The sequence below is a fragment of the Acidisoma sp. PAMC 29798 genome, assembly GCF_030252425.1.
GTDB lineage: Bacteria > Pseudomonadota > Alphaproteobacteria > Acetobacterales > Acetobacteraceae > Acidisoma > Acidisoma cladoniae.
Genome location: NZ_CP126994.1, coordinates 2,490,010 through 2,504,164 on the forward strand (window position 1 = coordinate 2,490,010; position 14,155 = coordinate 2,504,164).

The following is a 14,155-nucleotide window of genomic DNA, read 5'->3' on the forward strand; positions in this document are numbered from 1 at the left end:
ACGCCAAAGCGACATTCTTATCGCCGGCTACACGGATGAAACCGATGCACAAGACAAATCAAATCGCCGTCCACCTTCCCTATCTCCGGCGCTTCGCCCGATCCCTCACCGGGTCCCAGGCGGCGGGCGACGCTTACGTGGTCGCAACCCTGGAAGCGGTCTCGGTTGAGTCCAAGACCCTGGCCAAGGATCTGGAACTCAACGCCGCCCTCTATAAGGTTCTGCTGACAATCTGGGGTTCGGTGCCCGCGAACCGCCACCACCACCAGCCCGGCTTCGCCGACACGACGGCCAAACAGGCTGCGGATGTCGAAACAATCACGCCCCTGCCCCGCGTGTGCTTCCTGCTCCACACCGTGGAAGGCTTCTCCTCGGACATCATCGCCAAGCTGGTGGATCGTCCCACCGCCCTCGTCCGCACGCTGATCGAAGAGGCGGAGAAGGAGATCGCGACCCAGCATCGCGCCGACGTCCTGATCATCGAGGACGAGGCGATCATTTCCATGGATCTTGAAGGTCTGGTGGAGGAGTTGGGCCACAACGTCATCGGCATCGCACGCACCCGAACCGAGGCGATGGCGCTCGCCACCAAGCATAAGCCCGGTCTGATCATGGCCGATATCCAGCTTGCCGACGGCAGTTCCGGGCTTGATGCCGTCAGCGATATCCTGGCCGCGACGGAAGTTCCGGTGGTCTTCATCACCGCCTATCCGCAGCGGCTGCTGACCGGCGAACGGCCGGAACCGACCTTCCTCATCACCAAGCCGTTCCAGAACGATGTCGTGAAGGCGGTGATCAGCCAGGCGCTGTTCTTCGACCAGCGCGCCCGGCTCGGCCGCAAGATGGCCGTGCCAGCGAACTAGAGGACTTCGTCATGGCACGCGACGGCGTGCCATGACGAATTTGGTCTATCCCCGCAAAATACTGCGGCCGGCGTAACGCGCGCTGTCACCCAGCGCCGCCTCAATGCGGATCAGCTGGTTGTATTTCGCCACGCGGTCCGTGCGCGCCAGGCTTCCCGTCTTGATCTGGCCGGCATTCGTGGCCACCGCAATATCGGCGATCGTGGTGTCCTCGGTCTCGCCCGAACGATGGCTGATGATGCTGGTGAAGCCCGCGCGATGCGCAATCTCCACCGCATCCAGCGTCTCAGTCAGCGTGCCAATCTGGTTGACCTTCACCAGGATCGAATTGGCAGCCTTTTCGGCGATACCGCGACGAAGACGCTCAGGATTCGTCACGAAAAGATCATCGCCGACAAGCTGCGTGTTGGCGCCAAGGCGCTGTGTAAGCAGCTTCCAGCCCTCCCAATCGTCCTCGGAACAGCCGTCCTCAATCGACAGGATGGGGAATTTCGCGGCCAGCGCCGCGAGATACTCGACCATGCCGGCGGAATCGAGGGTCTTGCCCTCACCCCCCATATTGTAGGTGCCGCCGGCATAGAACTCGGTCGCGGCGCAATCGAGGGCGAACATGATGTCCTCGCCCGGGCGATAGCCGGCCTTCTCACAGGCGCCGGCGATGAAGCCCAAAGCCTCCTCGGCGGAGCTGAGGTTCGGCGCGAAACCGCCCTCATCGCCCACGTTGGTATTGTGGCCGGCATCCTTCAGCGCCTTGCGCAGCGTATGGAAAATCTCCGAACCCATGCGCACCGCATCCGCGATCGACTCTGCCGAAACCGGCATGATCATGAATTCCTGGATGTCGATGGGATTGTCGGCATGCTGCCCGCCATTGATGATGTTCATCATCGGCACCGGCAGGGTGCGGGCATTGACGCCGCCCAGGTAGCGATACAGCGGCTGGTCGTATTCGATGGCCGAGGCTTTGGCGCAGGCGAGAGACACGGCCAGGATGGCGTTGGCGCCCAAGCGGCCCTTGTTCGGCGTGCCGTCCAGATCGATCAGGATATCGTCGATCTTGACCTGCTCGCTGGCATCCATGCCGCCGATGGCGTCGTAGATTTCACCCTCGACATTGGACACGGCCTGCAACACGCCCTTGCCGCCATAGGCGGAGGTGTCGCCGTCGCGCAGCTCGGCGGCCTCATGCGCGCCAGTCGAGGCGCCGGATGGCACGGCGGCGCGGCCCATGGCGCCGGACTCGAGGATGACATCGACCTCGATGGTCGGGTTGCCACGGCTGTCGAGGATCTGGCGGGCGACGATGTCGGCGATGGCGGACATTTCTAATCCTTCCGGGATGCTGGGCACGGCGTAAAACTGCCGCCGGCCGATGGCAAGGGCGGTGAAACGCCTATTTGGTGCCGAACAGCCTGTCCCCGGCATCGCCCAGGCCGGGGCGAATATAGGCATGCTCGTCCAATTCCCGGTCCAGCGCCGCCGTGAAGATCGGGACGTCCGGATGCGCCCGGAGCATCACCGCGACACCCTCCGGCGCGCTGAGCAGGGACAGGAACCGCACCTGCGTGGCGCCGGCCCGCTTGATGGCATCGACGGCGGCGACCGCCGAATACCCGGTGGCGAGCATAGGATCGACCGCGATCACCAACCGCTCATCGATATCCTCCGGCAGCTTGGTGAAATACTCCACCGGCCGCTGGCTGATCGGGTCGCGGTAAAGACCGATATGGCCGACGCGGGCCGAGGGCACGAGGTCGAGCAACCCTTCCAACAAGCCACCGCCGGCGCGCAAGACCGAGACGAAGCACAGCTTCTTGCCCGCCAGAAGTGGCGCCATCATCGGCTCCAGCGGCGTCTCGATCGGCACCATCTGCAACGGCAGATCCCGCATGATCTCATAGCCTAGCAGCAGGCTGGTTTCCTTCAGGAGAAGCCTAAACTCCTTAGTCGACTTCTCCCGCCGCCGCAGCAGCGTCAGTTTATGCTGAACGAGCGGGTGATCGACGATGGTGAGGTTAGGGAAACCTGGCATAGCGCCGGAACTCGCTTTGTAAGGGGAACGGGGCGTCAAAGGGCGTCCATGATGGCGGCTCGCCACGGCCACGGCAACGTGGACTGTCCGGAACGGCCTATTTCATGGCGGTCGGCGACGTCTTGCCGAACAGTCCGCGCAGAAAGCCGGGCGTCACCAGCGACAGTGGATTGACGTGAACCTGAGGATTGTCGATCGGCCCGGTCAAGGCGAACTTGGCCGCGAACAGACCGCCGCCCTTCTCCGGGCTAAAGAGTTTCCCGATCAGGGGAATATTGCCGAGCAGCGCGTTGAAGAAATAGGCCGGCACGATGGTGCCCTGGATGTCGAAGACATTCCGCGGCAGGTCGATGCTGCCTTTGGCCGTGAGCCCAAGAGACTCGCTATAGGCACGTGCCTCGATCAGGTCGAGCCGCTGATTGGCTAGGCGGAACGGCGCGATCATGCGCTTGAAATGCACGCCTGGGCCATGGAGTAGGTCGGCCACGCCATACAGCGTCATCAATTGCAGCATACGCGCAGCGGTCGGTGCGTCGCCCAGTTGAAACTCGTCCATTTCGATCGTCCCGGCGAGCGGATGGTCGGCCTGCTTGTCATCATAGACGGCATCGACATGCAGCGCGCCGCCGGTAATCGCGTCGTACGCGTTGACAGCTTTGAGCAATCCCCCGAAGTCGCCGTTCACGAGGGTGACGCGCCGGGTATTGTTGCCCGCTGCCGCGATCACCAGCCGCGACGGCCGGCCGGACGGCGGCACGACGAGGGAAACATCGGCATTGGTCACGATGATGCCGTCATCGGCCGCGTTGCCCGAAACCCGATCCAGTTCGCGCGATGTTCCCTGGGGCGTCGCGCCAAAAATGATGCGGTCGAGCTGCACCGTCGCCCGCCACGGCGAGTGCCGCTGGAAGGTGGATTTCGAGGAGATCGAGGACAGCGCCTGGTTCGTGCCGGCGACACTCGTCGTCGTCGGCTTCGGCCCTTTGAACGGGGTCGATAGATCGAGCGCCGCACCGGCCACCTTGAACACGTAAGGGTCGGCTGCCGTCGCCGGAAGAACGACGTTGCCGTGCAGATCAGTGCGACCGAGCACGAGGCGATCGATCGTCAGAGACGACAGGCGCCCGTTCGTCACGGTGCTTCGCGCCGAAAGCTGCGTGCCCGCGCCCGTTAGACTGATCTTGTCGATGGTGAGGATGCGGCTGCCCTGCAAGGCCACATGCGCCGTCGCATGCGCGTCCCCCGCGCCGCCTTGCCAGCCAATCTGGTCGAAGCTGAGGTTGCGCAGCGGCAGGGTCGCGGTCGCATCGATGTCGGTGCGACCGCTTCGCAGGGCGGTCACCGTCACGCCCATCTGTGCAGAACCGCGCAGCACACCACCGGTCGGCAAACCAGCCGCCTTCAAATTCGCAGGCGTGGCGGTCGCATCGGCGGTCAGGTGAAGCTGCACCTGCGTGGGCGGACCCTTGGTGAAATCTGCGTCGAGCGTTGTCCGCGTTGGAATGGCGGCAAGGTTCGCCTGTCCGGTGAGATGAAGCTTCGCGGCAGTCGCGTCGATCGAAAAATTACCGTCTGTCAACGACTGACCCGCCAGCAGCTTCGCAAGCTGCGCGTTCTTGATGTCCGCATGAACGCCGACCGTCACATCCGCCGCCATGATGGTCTTCTTCAGCGGCAAACCGATGTGCACCGTCGTCATGAAAGTGCCGGCGGTGGCGTTGAACGGAACCGGCAGGTTCGACAGCAGGTGCAGGCGCGGATGATTGATCAGGGCGATCGCGTCGGCCAGCGTACCGCCAACTGTCACGGTCAGAGCCGCTGGTTGAATCGGCGCGCTGAGCTTGCTGATCAGCAGGCTGCCATTGCTGACCGTCATAGCGCCCTGCTGGGCATGGCTGACAGTGACCTTGACAGCGTCCGTGCCATCGAGCGCCACGATGCCTTCAACCTGCGTCATGGGCGGAATCGGCGGCAGCCAGGTGACCGTCAATCCACTGGCCAGCACCTGTCCGGAAGCCGAGACGAGCGCGACGTCGGACAGATCGGTCGGTGCCGTCAGGCCGAACTGGAAGGCGCCGTCATGGGCAGCGCCGTCCTTGATCTGCTTGGAGACCCATTGCTGCGCCCCTTTCGCCACTTGAGGCGGCCAATAGACGCCGAGGTCAGTGCCGCCGACATGATCGATTTTCAGGGTCAGCGTGGCGGTATAGCCCGGCGCCGCGCGATTGGTCTGGCCGCCGAGGGTAATGGTGGGCGGTGGCTGATTGCTGACCGGCCCCAGAGCGATATGCGAGGTCGGGTCGAGCACGAGATGGTTCACATCGCCCGTGACGCCGACAGCGACCGCCTTGATCGGGATCTGCGCCCCGCCGAAGAGCAATTGGCCGGAGCCACCCTGGATAGTCGCCTTCAATGCCGTCAGGGCGAGATCGGGCGTGATGGAGACATCGCCCTGCGCCGTGACGGGAAAGGCGGGGACCGGAATACCCGCCGCCACATCGGTCGCCGCCATCAGCCGCGCGGGATCGGCGAGGCTCGCCTGGGCACGAAGGCGCAACGTGCCGTTCGTCTCCAGAGCAACAGTGCCTGTGACATCACCTGATTTTGCCGCCGGCAGCGCTGCGGCAATGGCGGAGAAACTCCCCGTCACACCGCCGCTTGTGGCGCGCGTGAGGTCGAGGGTGAAGGCGCTGCCTTTCAGCGTCGGAGGCTGATTGCCCTTCGCATCCGGCAGAGGTTCCAGCGTGAATTCGCCACCCTCGACCGTCAGGCGGCGAAGCTGAACCAGGGCCTTCGGCCGGACGACCACCAGATGCTGGTCCGTGCCGGGCGGCTGCGCGAGGAGACGCAGAACCTCCGCCACCGTAATGCGCTGGCGTCGAATAACAGGCCTCGCCTCGGCCGTGGCCGTCGGCAGCGTCTGCCGCAGCACGACGCGCGGACCCACCACCGTCATCACGCGCGGTGCCACCACACCGCGCACCGCCCAGGCGGCGGACAGATCGACCGCCAGATGATCGATGCTGACGCTGTACCCGGCGCGGGCATCTGTCACATGCGTTTTCTCCGCCACGAGCTGAATGGGCTGATCGGGTCCCCTGGTGAAGCCGGACCAGGCGATGGCGAGATGGCCGATGCCGAAATCGACGTCAGGTGCCGCCACGGCCACGACTCGGCCGATCTTGGGCAACAGCCACGACAGATCGACCGGCCCCTGCGCCGCACGCCAGGCGAGGGCCGAGCCGCCGATGGCGACGAAGAGCAGGCTGCCCTCCGCCAGCAGGATCAAGGCGGTGCCTGGCCAGCGCCACCACCAGCCGCGCTTGACACGGCGGCGGGGCGGTATCGGCTCCGGCTCCCAAGCCTGACCCGTCGGACCCGTATAGGCCGGATCGCGAGAGGCCGGGCCGCGATAGGCCGGCCCTTGACCGTCAGCGGCGGTCATGGCCAGCCTGACGCGGCATGACCGTCCCCGCAATCCAGAGTCCTTGGCACGTTCACTGGCCTGAAGCGGGCGACGCCGATGCCGCCGCGCGCTTCGTCGCCACGTTCCAAACGACGGCCGGTGAACCGGACGTGCCATTGGCGATGCTGCGCGCCATCGGTGGCAATAGCCCCTATCTGTCCGAACTCGCTCTGCGTGAGCCGGCCGTGCTGCGGGATGTGGCGGCGCACGGGCCAGACGCCGCTGCCCAACGCGCCTTTGCGGCCCTCGCCGCGACGCCCTTCGCAGCCACGCCCGATCGGGTCGCCGCCGCCATGCGGCAAGCCAAACGCACGGTCGCGCTGATCGCCGCCTTGGGCGACATTGGCGGCGCGTGGTCCTTGTCGCGCGTCACCGGCGCGCTGTCCCGCCTTGCGGAAGAGACGCTGCAACTCGGCTGCCGCCATCTGCTGGCGCGGGCCCATACGCGCGGCGAGATCATCCTGCCCGCGCCTGAGCGCGACCCTGCCGAGGGCAGCGGCCTGATCGTTCTCGCACTCGGCAAGCTCGGCGGCCGGGAACTCAATTATTCGAGCGATATCGACCTCATCGTGTTTTTCGATCCGGCAGCGGCGGCGTTCCCGAGCGACACTATTGCCGCATTCTATGCACGCCTTGCCAGAGACTTGGTGACGCTGATGGAAGCCCGCGATGCCGGTGGTTACGTTTTTCGCGTCGATCTTCGCCTGCGGCCAGATCCGGCGGCGATGCCCCTGGCGGTTTCCGTGCCGGCCGCCCTCACCTATTACGAAACCGTCGGCCGAAATTGGGAGCGTGCTGCATTCCTGAAGGCGCGGCCGGTCGCCGGTGATATCGGTCTGGGGCAGGATTTTCTCGAAGCACTGCGGCCTTTTATCTGGCGTCGTCATCTCGATTTCGCGGCGATTGCCGATATCAACGCCATGAAGCGGCGCATGGATGCACATCGCGGCGGACCCATCCCAAACGGCCCCGATCCGGTGGCGCGCGTCACCGGTCACAATCTGAAGATCGGCCGGGGCGGCATTCGCGAGATCGAGTTCTTGGCCCAGACCCAGCAACTTGTGTGGGGCGGGCGGGAGCCTGTGCTGCGCGTCGGTGCCACGCTGCCCGCGCTGCGCCTGCTGTCGCGGCTGCGCCATATGTCGAGCGATACCGCCGCCATTCTGACACGGGCCTATCGCTTCCTGCGCCAGGTCGAGCATCGCGTGCAGATGGTCGCGGACCGCCAGACCCATGCCCTGCCTGAGACCGCCTTCGGCGTCGGCAGCGTCGCGACCTTCATGGGTTTCGCGACCCCGCGTGCCTTTGCCGAAACACTGCTGACGCATCTGATGGCCGTACAGGCGATCTACGACTCCTATTTCGATTCCAGGGACGATGCCGATGTCATCGAATTCGGCGCCCCCGATACGCCGCCGCCCATCGAAACCCTGCGTCGCCTTCAGGCGCTAGGCTTTGCGGATTGCCCGAAGATCGTCGCGGCCATTCGGCGCTGGTTGGCTGGGCAGCCGAGGGCATTGCGATCCGAACGCGCGAGGGCCCTGCTGGAGCCGCTGCTGACGCATATCCTCACATCGCTCGCGGCACAGCCCGAGCCGGATCATGCCTTCGCGCGCTTCGACCATTTCATCGCAGGCCTTCCCGCCGGCATCCAATTGCTGTCGCTGTTCCAGCACAACCCGGCGCTGATTGACCGCATCGCCGCCCTTCTGGGCGCCGCGCCCGCCCTCGCCGATCATCTCGCGCTCCATCCCGGCTCGCTGGAAGGACTGCTCGCCTCGGATGAGACGCGGGCGGACCCCGCCCGCGTGCTCGGCCGGCAATTGGGTGACGCACGCACCTTGGAAGACAGCATCGGCCTGACCCGCCACTTCGTCAGTGAAGAGAGCTTCCGTATCGGCGTCGCGACGCTTGAAGGGCGCATGGATGTGGACGCCGCCGGCATCGCCCGCGCTGCTTTGGCGGACGCTGCCTTGGGGGCTGTGCTCGGCGCGGTGGTGGCGAGCCATACCGACCGCTATGGCTGGCTGCCTGGCGCCGGCTTCGCCATCGTGCTGATGGGCAAGGGCGGCGGCCGGGAAATGATGCCGGGCTCCGACCTCGACCTCATGTTCATCTATGATCAGGCAGAGGAGGCAGCCGAAAGTGTCGGGCCGAAACCGCTGGCACCGAGCCAATGGTTCGCGCGACTGACCACCACCTTTACCACGGCCCTCACGGCCCAGGGCGTCGAGGGGCCGATGTATCAGGTGGACATGCGGCTGCGGCCCTCGGGCAATCAGGGTCCCGTCGCCGTCAGCTTGCCGGCCTTTCGCATTTACCATGCCGAGCAGGCCTGGACCTGGGAGCAGATGGCCCTGACCCGCGCCCGCGTCGTCGCCGGCATCGACCCCTTCCGCACCAAAGTCGATGCCGCGATCCTGGAAGGATTGCGCCCGCGCCGGACGGCGGCCCTGCTGCGGGAGAATGCACAGGCCATGCGGCGGCGCCTGCTGCAGGAATTGCCGCCGATCGGCCCCTGGGATGTGAAGCTGCGTGCGGGCGGGCTGATGGAAGTGGAGTTCGTGGCGCAAGTGCTGCAACTCATCCATTTCGTGGACCGCCCGACGTTGCGCAGCACGACCACGCGCATCGCCCTCGCGAACCTTGCCGAGATCGGCGCCATCGACGGGGCGGAGGCCGCGACCCTGATCGCCGCTGACCACCTGTGGCGGACGATCCAGACCATGCTGCGGCTGACCGTGGGCGAAATGACGGGCCTAGCCCTGCCCAAACCCTCCGCGCGGACCTTGCTCGCCGCCACCGATGAGGCGACGATAGAGGGATTGCGACTGACGATTGCGCGCACCGCCGAGGCTGTGCGTGACAGCTTTATCCGCCATATCGGCGATCCGGGGCCGATCGACGCCCCAGCACCCCATCCCCCAAGCCGCAGACGCTAAAGGAGCAGCAGAATGAGCGTGAACGAGGGCGACACCGCACCCGATTTCGAAATGCCCGCCTCGGGCGGACGCACCGTCCGGCTGAGCGACTACACCGGCAAACCCTTCCTGCTCTACTTTTATCCGAAGGCCGATACGCCCGGCTGCACCACGGAAGCCTGCGCCTTCCAGGAAGCGCTGCCGCAATTGGGCCATGTCGGCCTGGACGTCATTGGCGTGTCGAAGGACCCGATGAAGCCGATCGAGAAATTCGCCGCCAAATACAACCTCACCTTCCCGCTCGCCTCGGATGAGGGCACGGACGTGACCGAGCGCTATGGCTGCTGGGCCGAGAAGGCGATGTACGGCAAGAAATACATGGGCATCGAACGCAGCACCTTCCTGATCGACAAACACGGCAAGATCGCCCGCGCCTGGCGCAAGGTCTCGGTCAACGGCCATGCCGCCGAGGTGCTCAAGGCCGCTCAGGCGCTCGGCTGACGCCATGATCGTCGTGATGGGTATCTTCGCCGCCGACCTCACCTTCCTGACGCCGAAGCTGCCGGCCTGGAGCGAGACGGTGATGGGCAGCGGCTTTCGCATCGGGCCGGGCGGCAAGGGATCGAACCAGGCGATTGCCATCGCCCGGCTGGCCGCGCCGGTGCAGCTTCTCGCCAAGATCGGCCGGGACGAGTTCGGCGCCATGGCTCGCCGTGTCTATGAGACCGAGGGTGTCGGCACCGACTTTCTGTATGAGAGTGCGGATCAGCCGACCGGCACCGCCGCCATCATCATCGACGATGCCCAGGGCGAGAATGCCATCATCGTCGTGCCCGGCGCGGCGGCGGCCCTGACCGAGGCCGAGATCGATCGGGCCGGCGATGCCATCGGCAGTGCGGTGGTGTTTCTCACCCAACTCGAAACGCCGATGGCCACCGTTCTGCAAGGTCTGACGGAAGCCCGCAGGCGGGGCGTGACGACCATCCTCAATCCGGCACCGGCCTTTCCGCTGACCGATGAGGTGCTGCGCCTTGTGGATATCCTGACACCGAACGAGACCGAGGCCGCGATGCTGTCCGGACTACCCGTGGGCAATGCGGCGGAGGCCGCGCGCGCCGCCGATGTCTTGATCGCGCGGGGCGCGGGCGCTGTGGTCATCACCATGGGGGCAGCCGGTGCGTTGCTGCGCCAGAATGGGCAGACCATCACAGTGCCGGCGGTGAAGGCCGGTCCGGTCATCGACACGACAGGTGCGGGCGATTCCTTCAACGGCGCCATCGCCGTAGCGCTGTCTGAGGGGCGCACGCTGGCCGAAGCCCTCGGCTTCGCTTGCGCCGTCGCGGGGTTGAAGGTGACCCGCGCAGGCGCGGGCGCCGGCATGCCGCACCGCGCCGAGGTTGACGCGCTTCTAGGTTAAACTGCGGATAACGCTGCGCTTTCCTGCCCTACGCGACCGCGACCTCATAGGGAGGAAAAGCGCAGCGTCTTCCGCCGAAACCTTCGCTGACTACTTCTTGGTGGCGCGGATGGAGAAGGAGGCGGCACCACGGCGATCGAGCACTTCCCGGCGGGCCGTCTCCTCGGTCAGCAGCTCGAACACGCGGCCGATCGGCACACCAAGGGCGGCGGCGGCACGCTTCATCGACAGGCCCTCGTCATGCACAAGGCGCCAAGCTTCGGATCGGGGATTTTCTGGCGCGAGAGCCATGGACAGTCTTCCTCAAAGTATCGGGCGGCAACAGGCCACCCATCGACAATCATTGAGCCTACACCCAATGGAGCCGGCTTGCCCGCGTTAATCCGTCATAGGACCCGGCACCTATCTCAAGAGGGCTTCTGGCCGCGCCAGTCGCCGTCCATCATGACTTTCGGTGGTCCCCCCATAGCGATGGGCCGTCGCATCCCTATCTCCATGCCTGCGCGCATCCGCCGCGCACATGGAGCCGACCCGCATGGCCGACCAGCCCCCCGATCCCAAAGACCCCACGGCACCCGCGGATTTCGACAGCAGCCGAATTCCGAAGGCGCCCTATCAACAGGTCCTGACTGGCCAGCCCGCACTGGTCACGGGCGCCAATTCCGGCATCGGCAAGGCCGTGGCGCTGGGCCTTGCCCGCGCCGGCGCCGATGTCGTTGTCAATTACGTGACCCATCCCGAAACCGCCGATGCGGTGGTGCAGGAGATCGAGGCGATGGGCCGCCGCGCCATCGCGCTCAAGGCCGATGTCAGCAGTGAGGTTGAGGTCGAGAAGATGTTCGCCGATGCCATCGCGCATTTCGGCACCCTCCACATCGTCGTCAGCAATGCCGGCCTGCAGCGCGATTCCAAGTTCGACGAAATGACGCTGGAAGAGTGGAACGCCGTCATTAGCGTGAATCTCACTGGCCAGTTCCTGTGCACCCGCGCCGCCACGCGCGAATTCAAACGCCGCGGCGTCGTGCCCAGCGTGTCACAGGCGGCCGGCAAGATTATTTGCATGAGTTCGGTGCATCAGGTCATTCCCTGGGCCGGCCACGCCAATTATGCGGCGTCCAAAGGCGGCGTCATGCTGCTGATGAAGACGATTGCTCAGGAGCTGGCGCCGCACTTCATTCGCGTCAACAGCATCGCGCCGGGCGCCATTCGCACGCCGATCAATACTTCGGCCTGGGAAACGCCCGAAGCCTATGCCGACCTGATGACGCTGGTGCCCTATAAGCGCATCGGCGAACCGGATGACATCGCCCAGGCGGCGGTGTGGCTTGCCTCGGAGGCGGCCGATTATGTCACCGGCACGACGCTCTTCGTCGATGGCGGCATGACGCTCTATCCCGGCTTCGCGACGGGCGGCTGAGAGATGGCGGGCGAACATTACGACATCATCGTCATCGGCAGCGGCCCGGGCGGCGGCGCACTCGCGCAACGCCTGGCGCCGACCGGCAAGCGCATCCTGATTCTGGAGCGTGGCGACTATCTGCCCCGTTCGCCCGCCAATTGGGATTCCAAGACCGTCTTCGTGGATGGGGCCTATCAGGTGGACGACACCTGGTACGGCCGCGACGGCAGCAGCTTTCACCCCGGCTTGCACCGCTTTGTCGGCGGCAATTCCAAAGTCTATGGCGCGGCGCTGTTTCGCCTGCGCGCCGAGGATTTCGAGGAAGTCCAGCATCAAGACGGCATTTCCCCGGCTTGGCCCCTGAAATACGATGTGTTTGAGCCTTACTACGCTGAAGCCGAACGCCTGTTCCATGTCCATGGCGAACGTGGCGAGGACCCGCTGGAGCCTGCCGCCAGCGGCCCTTACCCCTATCCGCCGGTCTCGCATGAGCCGAAGATCCAGCAATTGAACGACGGATTGGCGCAACAGGGCTTGCACCCCTTCCACCTGCCGCTGGGCATTCTGCTGGATGAAAAGAACGGCAAGCCGACACCGACCAGCATTTGTATTCGCTGCGATGCCTTCGATGGTTTTCCCTGCCTGCTCAACGGCAAGGCGGATGCGCAGGTCATCTGCATCGACCCCACGCTCGCGGCCTATCCCAATGTGACGCTGCTGACCGGCGCCTATGTGACGAAGCTCACGACCGATGCCGGCGGCGGTCATGTCGATGGTGTCATCGTCGAGCGGAATGGCACCGAGGAGGTCTATACGGCGGATATCGTGGTGGTTGCCTGCGGTGCCTTGTCATCGGCCTTGCTGCTGCTGCGATCCGGCAATGACCGTCATCCCAATGGCCTCGCCAATGGCTCCGACCAGGTCGGCCGCAATTACATCCGGCACAATATGAGCGTGCTGATGGCGATCCTGCGCGAACCCAACCACACCATCTTTCAAAAGACGCTCGCCCTGAGCGACTATTACTTCAAGTCGGACGATTGGGAATTTCCGCTCGGCCTGATCCAGATGTGCGCGACCTCCCATGCCGAGCAGATCAAGGCGGAGTCCCTGCCCGGATGGCTGGAATGGCTGCCGGACATTCCCTTCGACAAGATGGCCGAGCATTCGATGGATTTCTGGCTGCAGAGCGAAGATCTGCCACGCCCCGAGAACCGCATCTATTACGACGGTGACCGCGTCGTGCTGGACGTGACCGAAAACAATATGGAGGCGCATCATCGCCTCAAGAAAAAACTCGAAAAGATGATGAACGCCATCGGCGCGCATCCGAGGCTGCTGGAACGCAGCCTGTATCTGGGCAAGGGCATTCCGATCAGCGGCACAGCGCATCAGGCCGGCACGGCAAGATTCGGCACCGACCCTGCGACATCGGTGCTCGACCTCGACTGCAAGGCGCATGAACTCGACAACCTCTATGTCGCCGATGCCTCGTTCTTTCCGTCCATCGGGGCGGTGAACCCGACGCTCACCATCATCGCCAATGCCCTGCGGGTGGCCGACCGCATCAAGGAGCGTCTCGGCGCATGACCTTCGCCTTCATCGTCACCTTGGCCGTGCGCTACCTGCTGGTGGTGCTGTTCTTCCCCTTCAGCGCTCTCGACAAAACCTTGAATTTTGCGGGCGCGGTTGGGCAGGCGCAGCAGGTGTTCAAGGCCCGGCCGATGGCCTTGGCCCTGATCGCCATCGGCCTGGCGGTGGAGATCCTGATGCCGCTTGGTATCCTCACCGGCGTCGCGGATCGTCTGGCCGCCTTCATCATGGCCGGCTATTGCGCGATGACGGCGCTTTTGTTCAAGCAATTCTGGGCGCCGGGCGATTTCTGGGCCCATGGTGAGAGCAAGGGTCGTGACCTGTTCTGGGATTTCCTCAAGAACTTCTCCCTCGCCGGGGGCTTTCTGCTCATCACCGTGGGCCTGAATGGCACGGGCCTGCACGCCTTCCTGTCGGACCCCCTGGCCTCGACCCATCCTTATACGACGCACTGACCGGAGGCC

The 14,155-nt window shown here is 64.9% G+C and carries 11 protein-coding genes; 7 read left to right on the forward strand and 4 right to left on the reverse strand.

The annotated features are described in order from the left end of the window. The first annotated feature begins 44 nt into the window (after nucleotides 1-44). Nucleotides 45-863, forward strand: a complete 819-nt coding sequence (locus tag QP803_RS12040) for a response regulator (protein ID WP_284943716.1) — start codon at nucleotides 45-47, stop codon at nucleotides 861-863. A 45-nt stretch (nucleotides 864-908) separates the two neighbouring features. Here QP803_RS12040 and eno read toward each other — a convergent pair whose 3' ends face one another. The 3 genes from eno to QP803_RS12055 form a co-directional block, all read right to left on the reverse strand. Then, nucleotides 909-2,186 carry a phosphopyruvate hydratase gene (gene eno, locus QP803_RS12045; protein ID WP_284943717.1) on the reverse strand — a complete coding sequence of 426 codons (1,278 nt, stop codon included), beginning with the start codon at nucleotides 2,184-2,186 and terminating at the stop codon, nucleotides 909-911. Between the two features lie 70 nt (nucleotides 2,187-2,256). Further along, nucleotides 2,257-2,895, reverse strand: a complete 639-nt coding sequence (gene upp, locus QP803_RS12050; RefSeq protein WP_284943718.1) for a uracil phosphoribosyltransferase — start codon at nucleotides 2,893-2,895, stop codon at nucleotides 2,257-2,259. A 97-nt stretch (nucleotides 2,896-2,992) separates the two neighbouring features. Then, nucleotides 2,993-6,340 carry a YhdP family protein gene (locus QP803_RS12055; RefSeq protein WP_284943719.1) on the reverse strand — a complete coding sequence of 1,116 codons (3,348 nt, stop codon included), beginning with the start codon at nucleotides 6,338-6,340 and terminating at the stop codon, nucleotides 2,993-2,995. 17 nt (nucleotides 6,341-6,357) lie between these two features. Here QP803_RS12055 and QP803_RS12060 point away from each other — a divergent pair, with 17 nt between their 5' ends. The 3 genes from QP803_RS12060 to rbsK are packed head-to-tail and all read left to right on the forward strand — an operon-like array spanning nucleotide 6,358 to nucleotide 10,699. After that, on the forward strand, nucleotides 6,358-9,303 hold the full coding sequence (locus QP803_RS12060) for a bifunctional [glutamine synthetase] adenylyltransferase/[glutamine synthetase]-adenylyl-L-tyrosine phosphorylase (protein ID WP_284943720.1): 2,946 nt from the start codon (nucleotides 6,358-6,360) through the stop codon (nucleotides 9,301-9,303). A gap of 12 nt (nucleotides 9,304-9,315) precedes the next feature. Further along, entirely contained in the window at nucleotides 9,316-9,783 is a 468-nt protein-coding gene (gene bcp / locus QP803_RS12065; RefSeq protein ID WP_284943721.1) for a thioredoxin-dependent thiol peroxidase, read from the forward strand. Between the two features lie 4 nt (nucleotides 9,784-9,787). After that, nucleotides 9,788-10,699: a ribokinase gene (gene rbsK, locus QP803_RS12070; protein ID WP_284943722.1), complete on the forward strand. Its 912-nt coding sequence runs from the start codon at nucleotides 9,788-9,790 to the stop codon at nucleotides 10,697-10,699. 90 nt (nucleotides 10,700-10,789) lie between these two features. Here rbsK and QP803_RS12075 read toward each other — a convergent pair whose 3' ends face one another. Beyond that, nucleotides 10,790-10,990, reverse strand: coding sequence for a hypothetical protein (locus tag QP803_RS12075; protein ID WP_284943723.1), 201 nt, complete (start codon nucleotides 10,988-10,990; stop codon nucleotides 10,790-10,792). A 244-nt stretch (nucleotides 10,991-11,234) separates the two neighbouring features. Between QP803_RS12075 and QP803_RS12080 the strand changes: the two genes are divergently transcribed. Genes QP803_RS12080 through QP803_RS12090 form a run of 3 tightly spaced genes read left to right on the forward strand, consistent with a single transcriptional unit; the run spans nucleotide 11,235 to nucleotide 14,146 of the window. Beyond that, the gene (locus QP803_RS12080; protein ID WP_284943724.1) at nucleotides 11,235-12,116 is read left to right on the forward strand and encodes an SDR family oxidoreductase; all 882 of its coding nucleotides are present in this window, start codon (nucleotides 11,235-11,237) and stop codon (nucleotides 12,114-12,116) included. Nucleotides 12,117-12,119: 3 nt separating this feature from the next. Next, the gene (locus tag QP803_RS12085) at nucleotides 12,120-13,688 is read left to right on the forward strand and encodes a GMC oxidoreductase (RefSeq protein WP_284943725.1); all 1,569 of its coding nucleotides are present in this window, start codon (nucleotides 12,120-12,122) and stop codon (nucleotides 13,686-13,688) included. Beyond that, nucleotides 13,685-14,146 carry a DoxX family protein gene (locus QP803_RS12090; RefSeq protein WP_284943726.1) on the forward strand — a complete coding sequence of 154 codons (462 nt, stop codon included), beginning with the start codon at nucleotides 13,685-13,687 and terminating at the stop codon, nucleotides 14,144-14,146. Before QP803_RS12085 ends, QP803_RS12090 begins: the two co-directional genes overlap by 4 nt. Nucleotides 14,147-14,155: the final 9 nt, after the last annotated feature.

Excerpts from the sequence above, each read along its gene's own strand:
- QP803_RS12040 (WP_284943716.1), top strand. The coding sequence starts at position 45 with ATGCACAAGACAAATCAAATCGCCGTCCACCTTCCCTATCTCCGGCGC.
- eno (WP_284943717.1), bottom strand. The coding sequence starts at position 2,186 with ATGTCCGCCATCGCCGACATCGTCGCCCGCCAGATCCTCGACAGCCGT.
- upp (WP_284943718.1), bottom strand. The coding sequence starts at position 2,895 with ATGCCAGGTTTCCCTAACCTCACCATCGTCGATCACCCGCTCGTTCAG.
- QP803_RS12055 (WP_284943719.1), bottom strand. The coding sequence starts at position 6,340 with ATGACCGCCGCTGACGGTCAAGGGCCGGCCTATCGCGGCCCGGCCTCT.
- QP803_RS12060 (WP_284943720.1), top strand. The coding sequence starts at position 6,358 with ATGACCGTCCCCGCAATCCAGAGTCCTTGGCACGTTCACTGGCCTGAA.
- bcp (WP_284943721.1), top strand. The coding sequence starts at position 9,316 with ATGAGCGTGAACGAGGGCGACACCGCACCCGATTTCGAAATGCCCGCC.
- rbsK (WP_284943722.1), top strand. The coding sequence starts at position 9,788 with ATGATCGTCGTGATGGGTATCTTCGCCGCCGACCTCACCTTCCTGACG.
- QP803_RS12075 (WP_284943723.1), bottom strand. The coding sequence starts at position 10,990 with ATGGCTCTCGCGCCAGAAAATCCCCGATCCGAAGCTTGGCGCCTTGTG.
- QP803_RS12080 (WP_284943724.1), top strand. The coding sequence starts at position 11,235 with ATGGCCGACCAGCCCCCCGATCCCAAAGACCCCACGGCACCCGCGGAT.
- QP803_RS12085 (WP_284943725.1), top strand. The coding sequence starts at position 12,120 with ATGGCGGGCGAACATTACGACATCATCGTCATCGGCAGCGGCCCGGGC.
- QP803_RS12090 (WP_284943726.1), top strand. The coding sequence starts at position 13,685 with ATGACCTTCGCCTTCATCGTCACCTTGGCCGTGCGCTACCTGCTGGTG.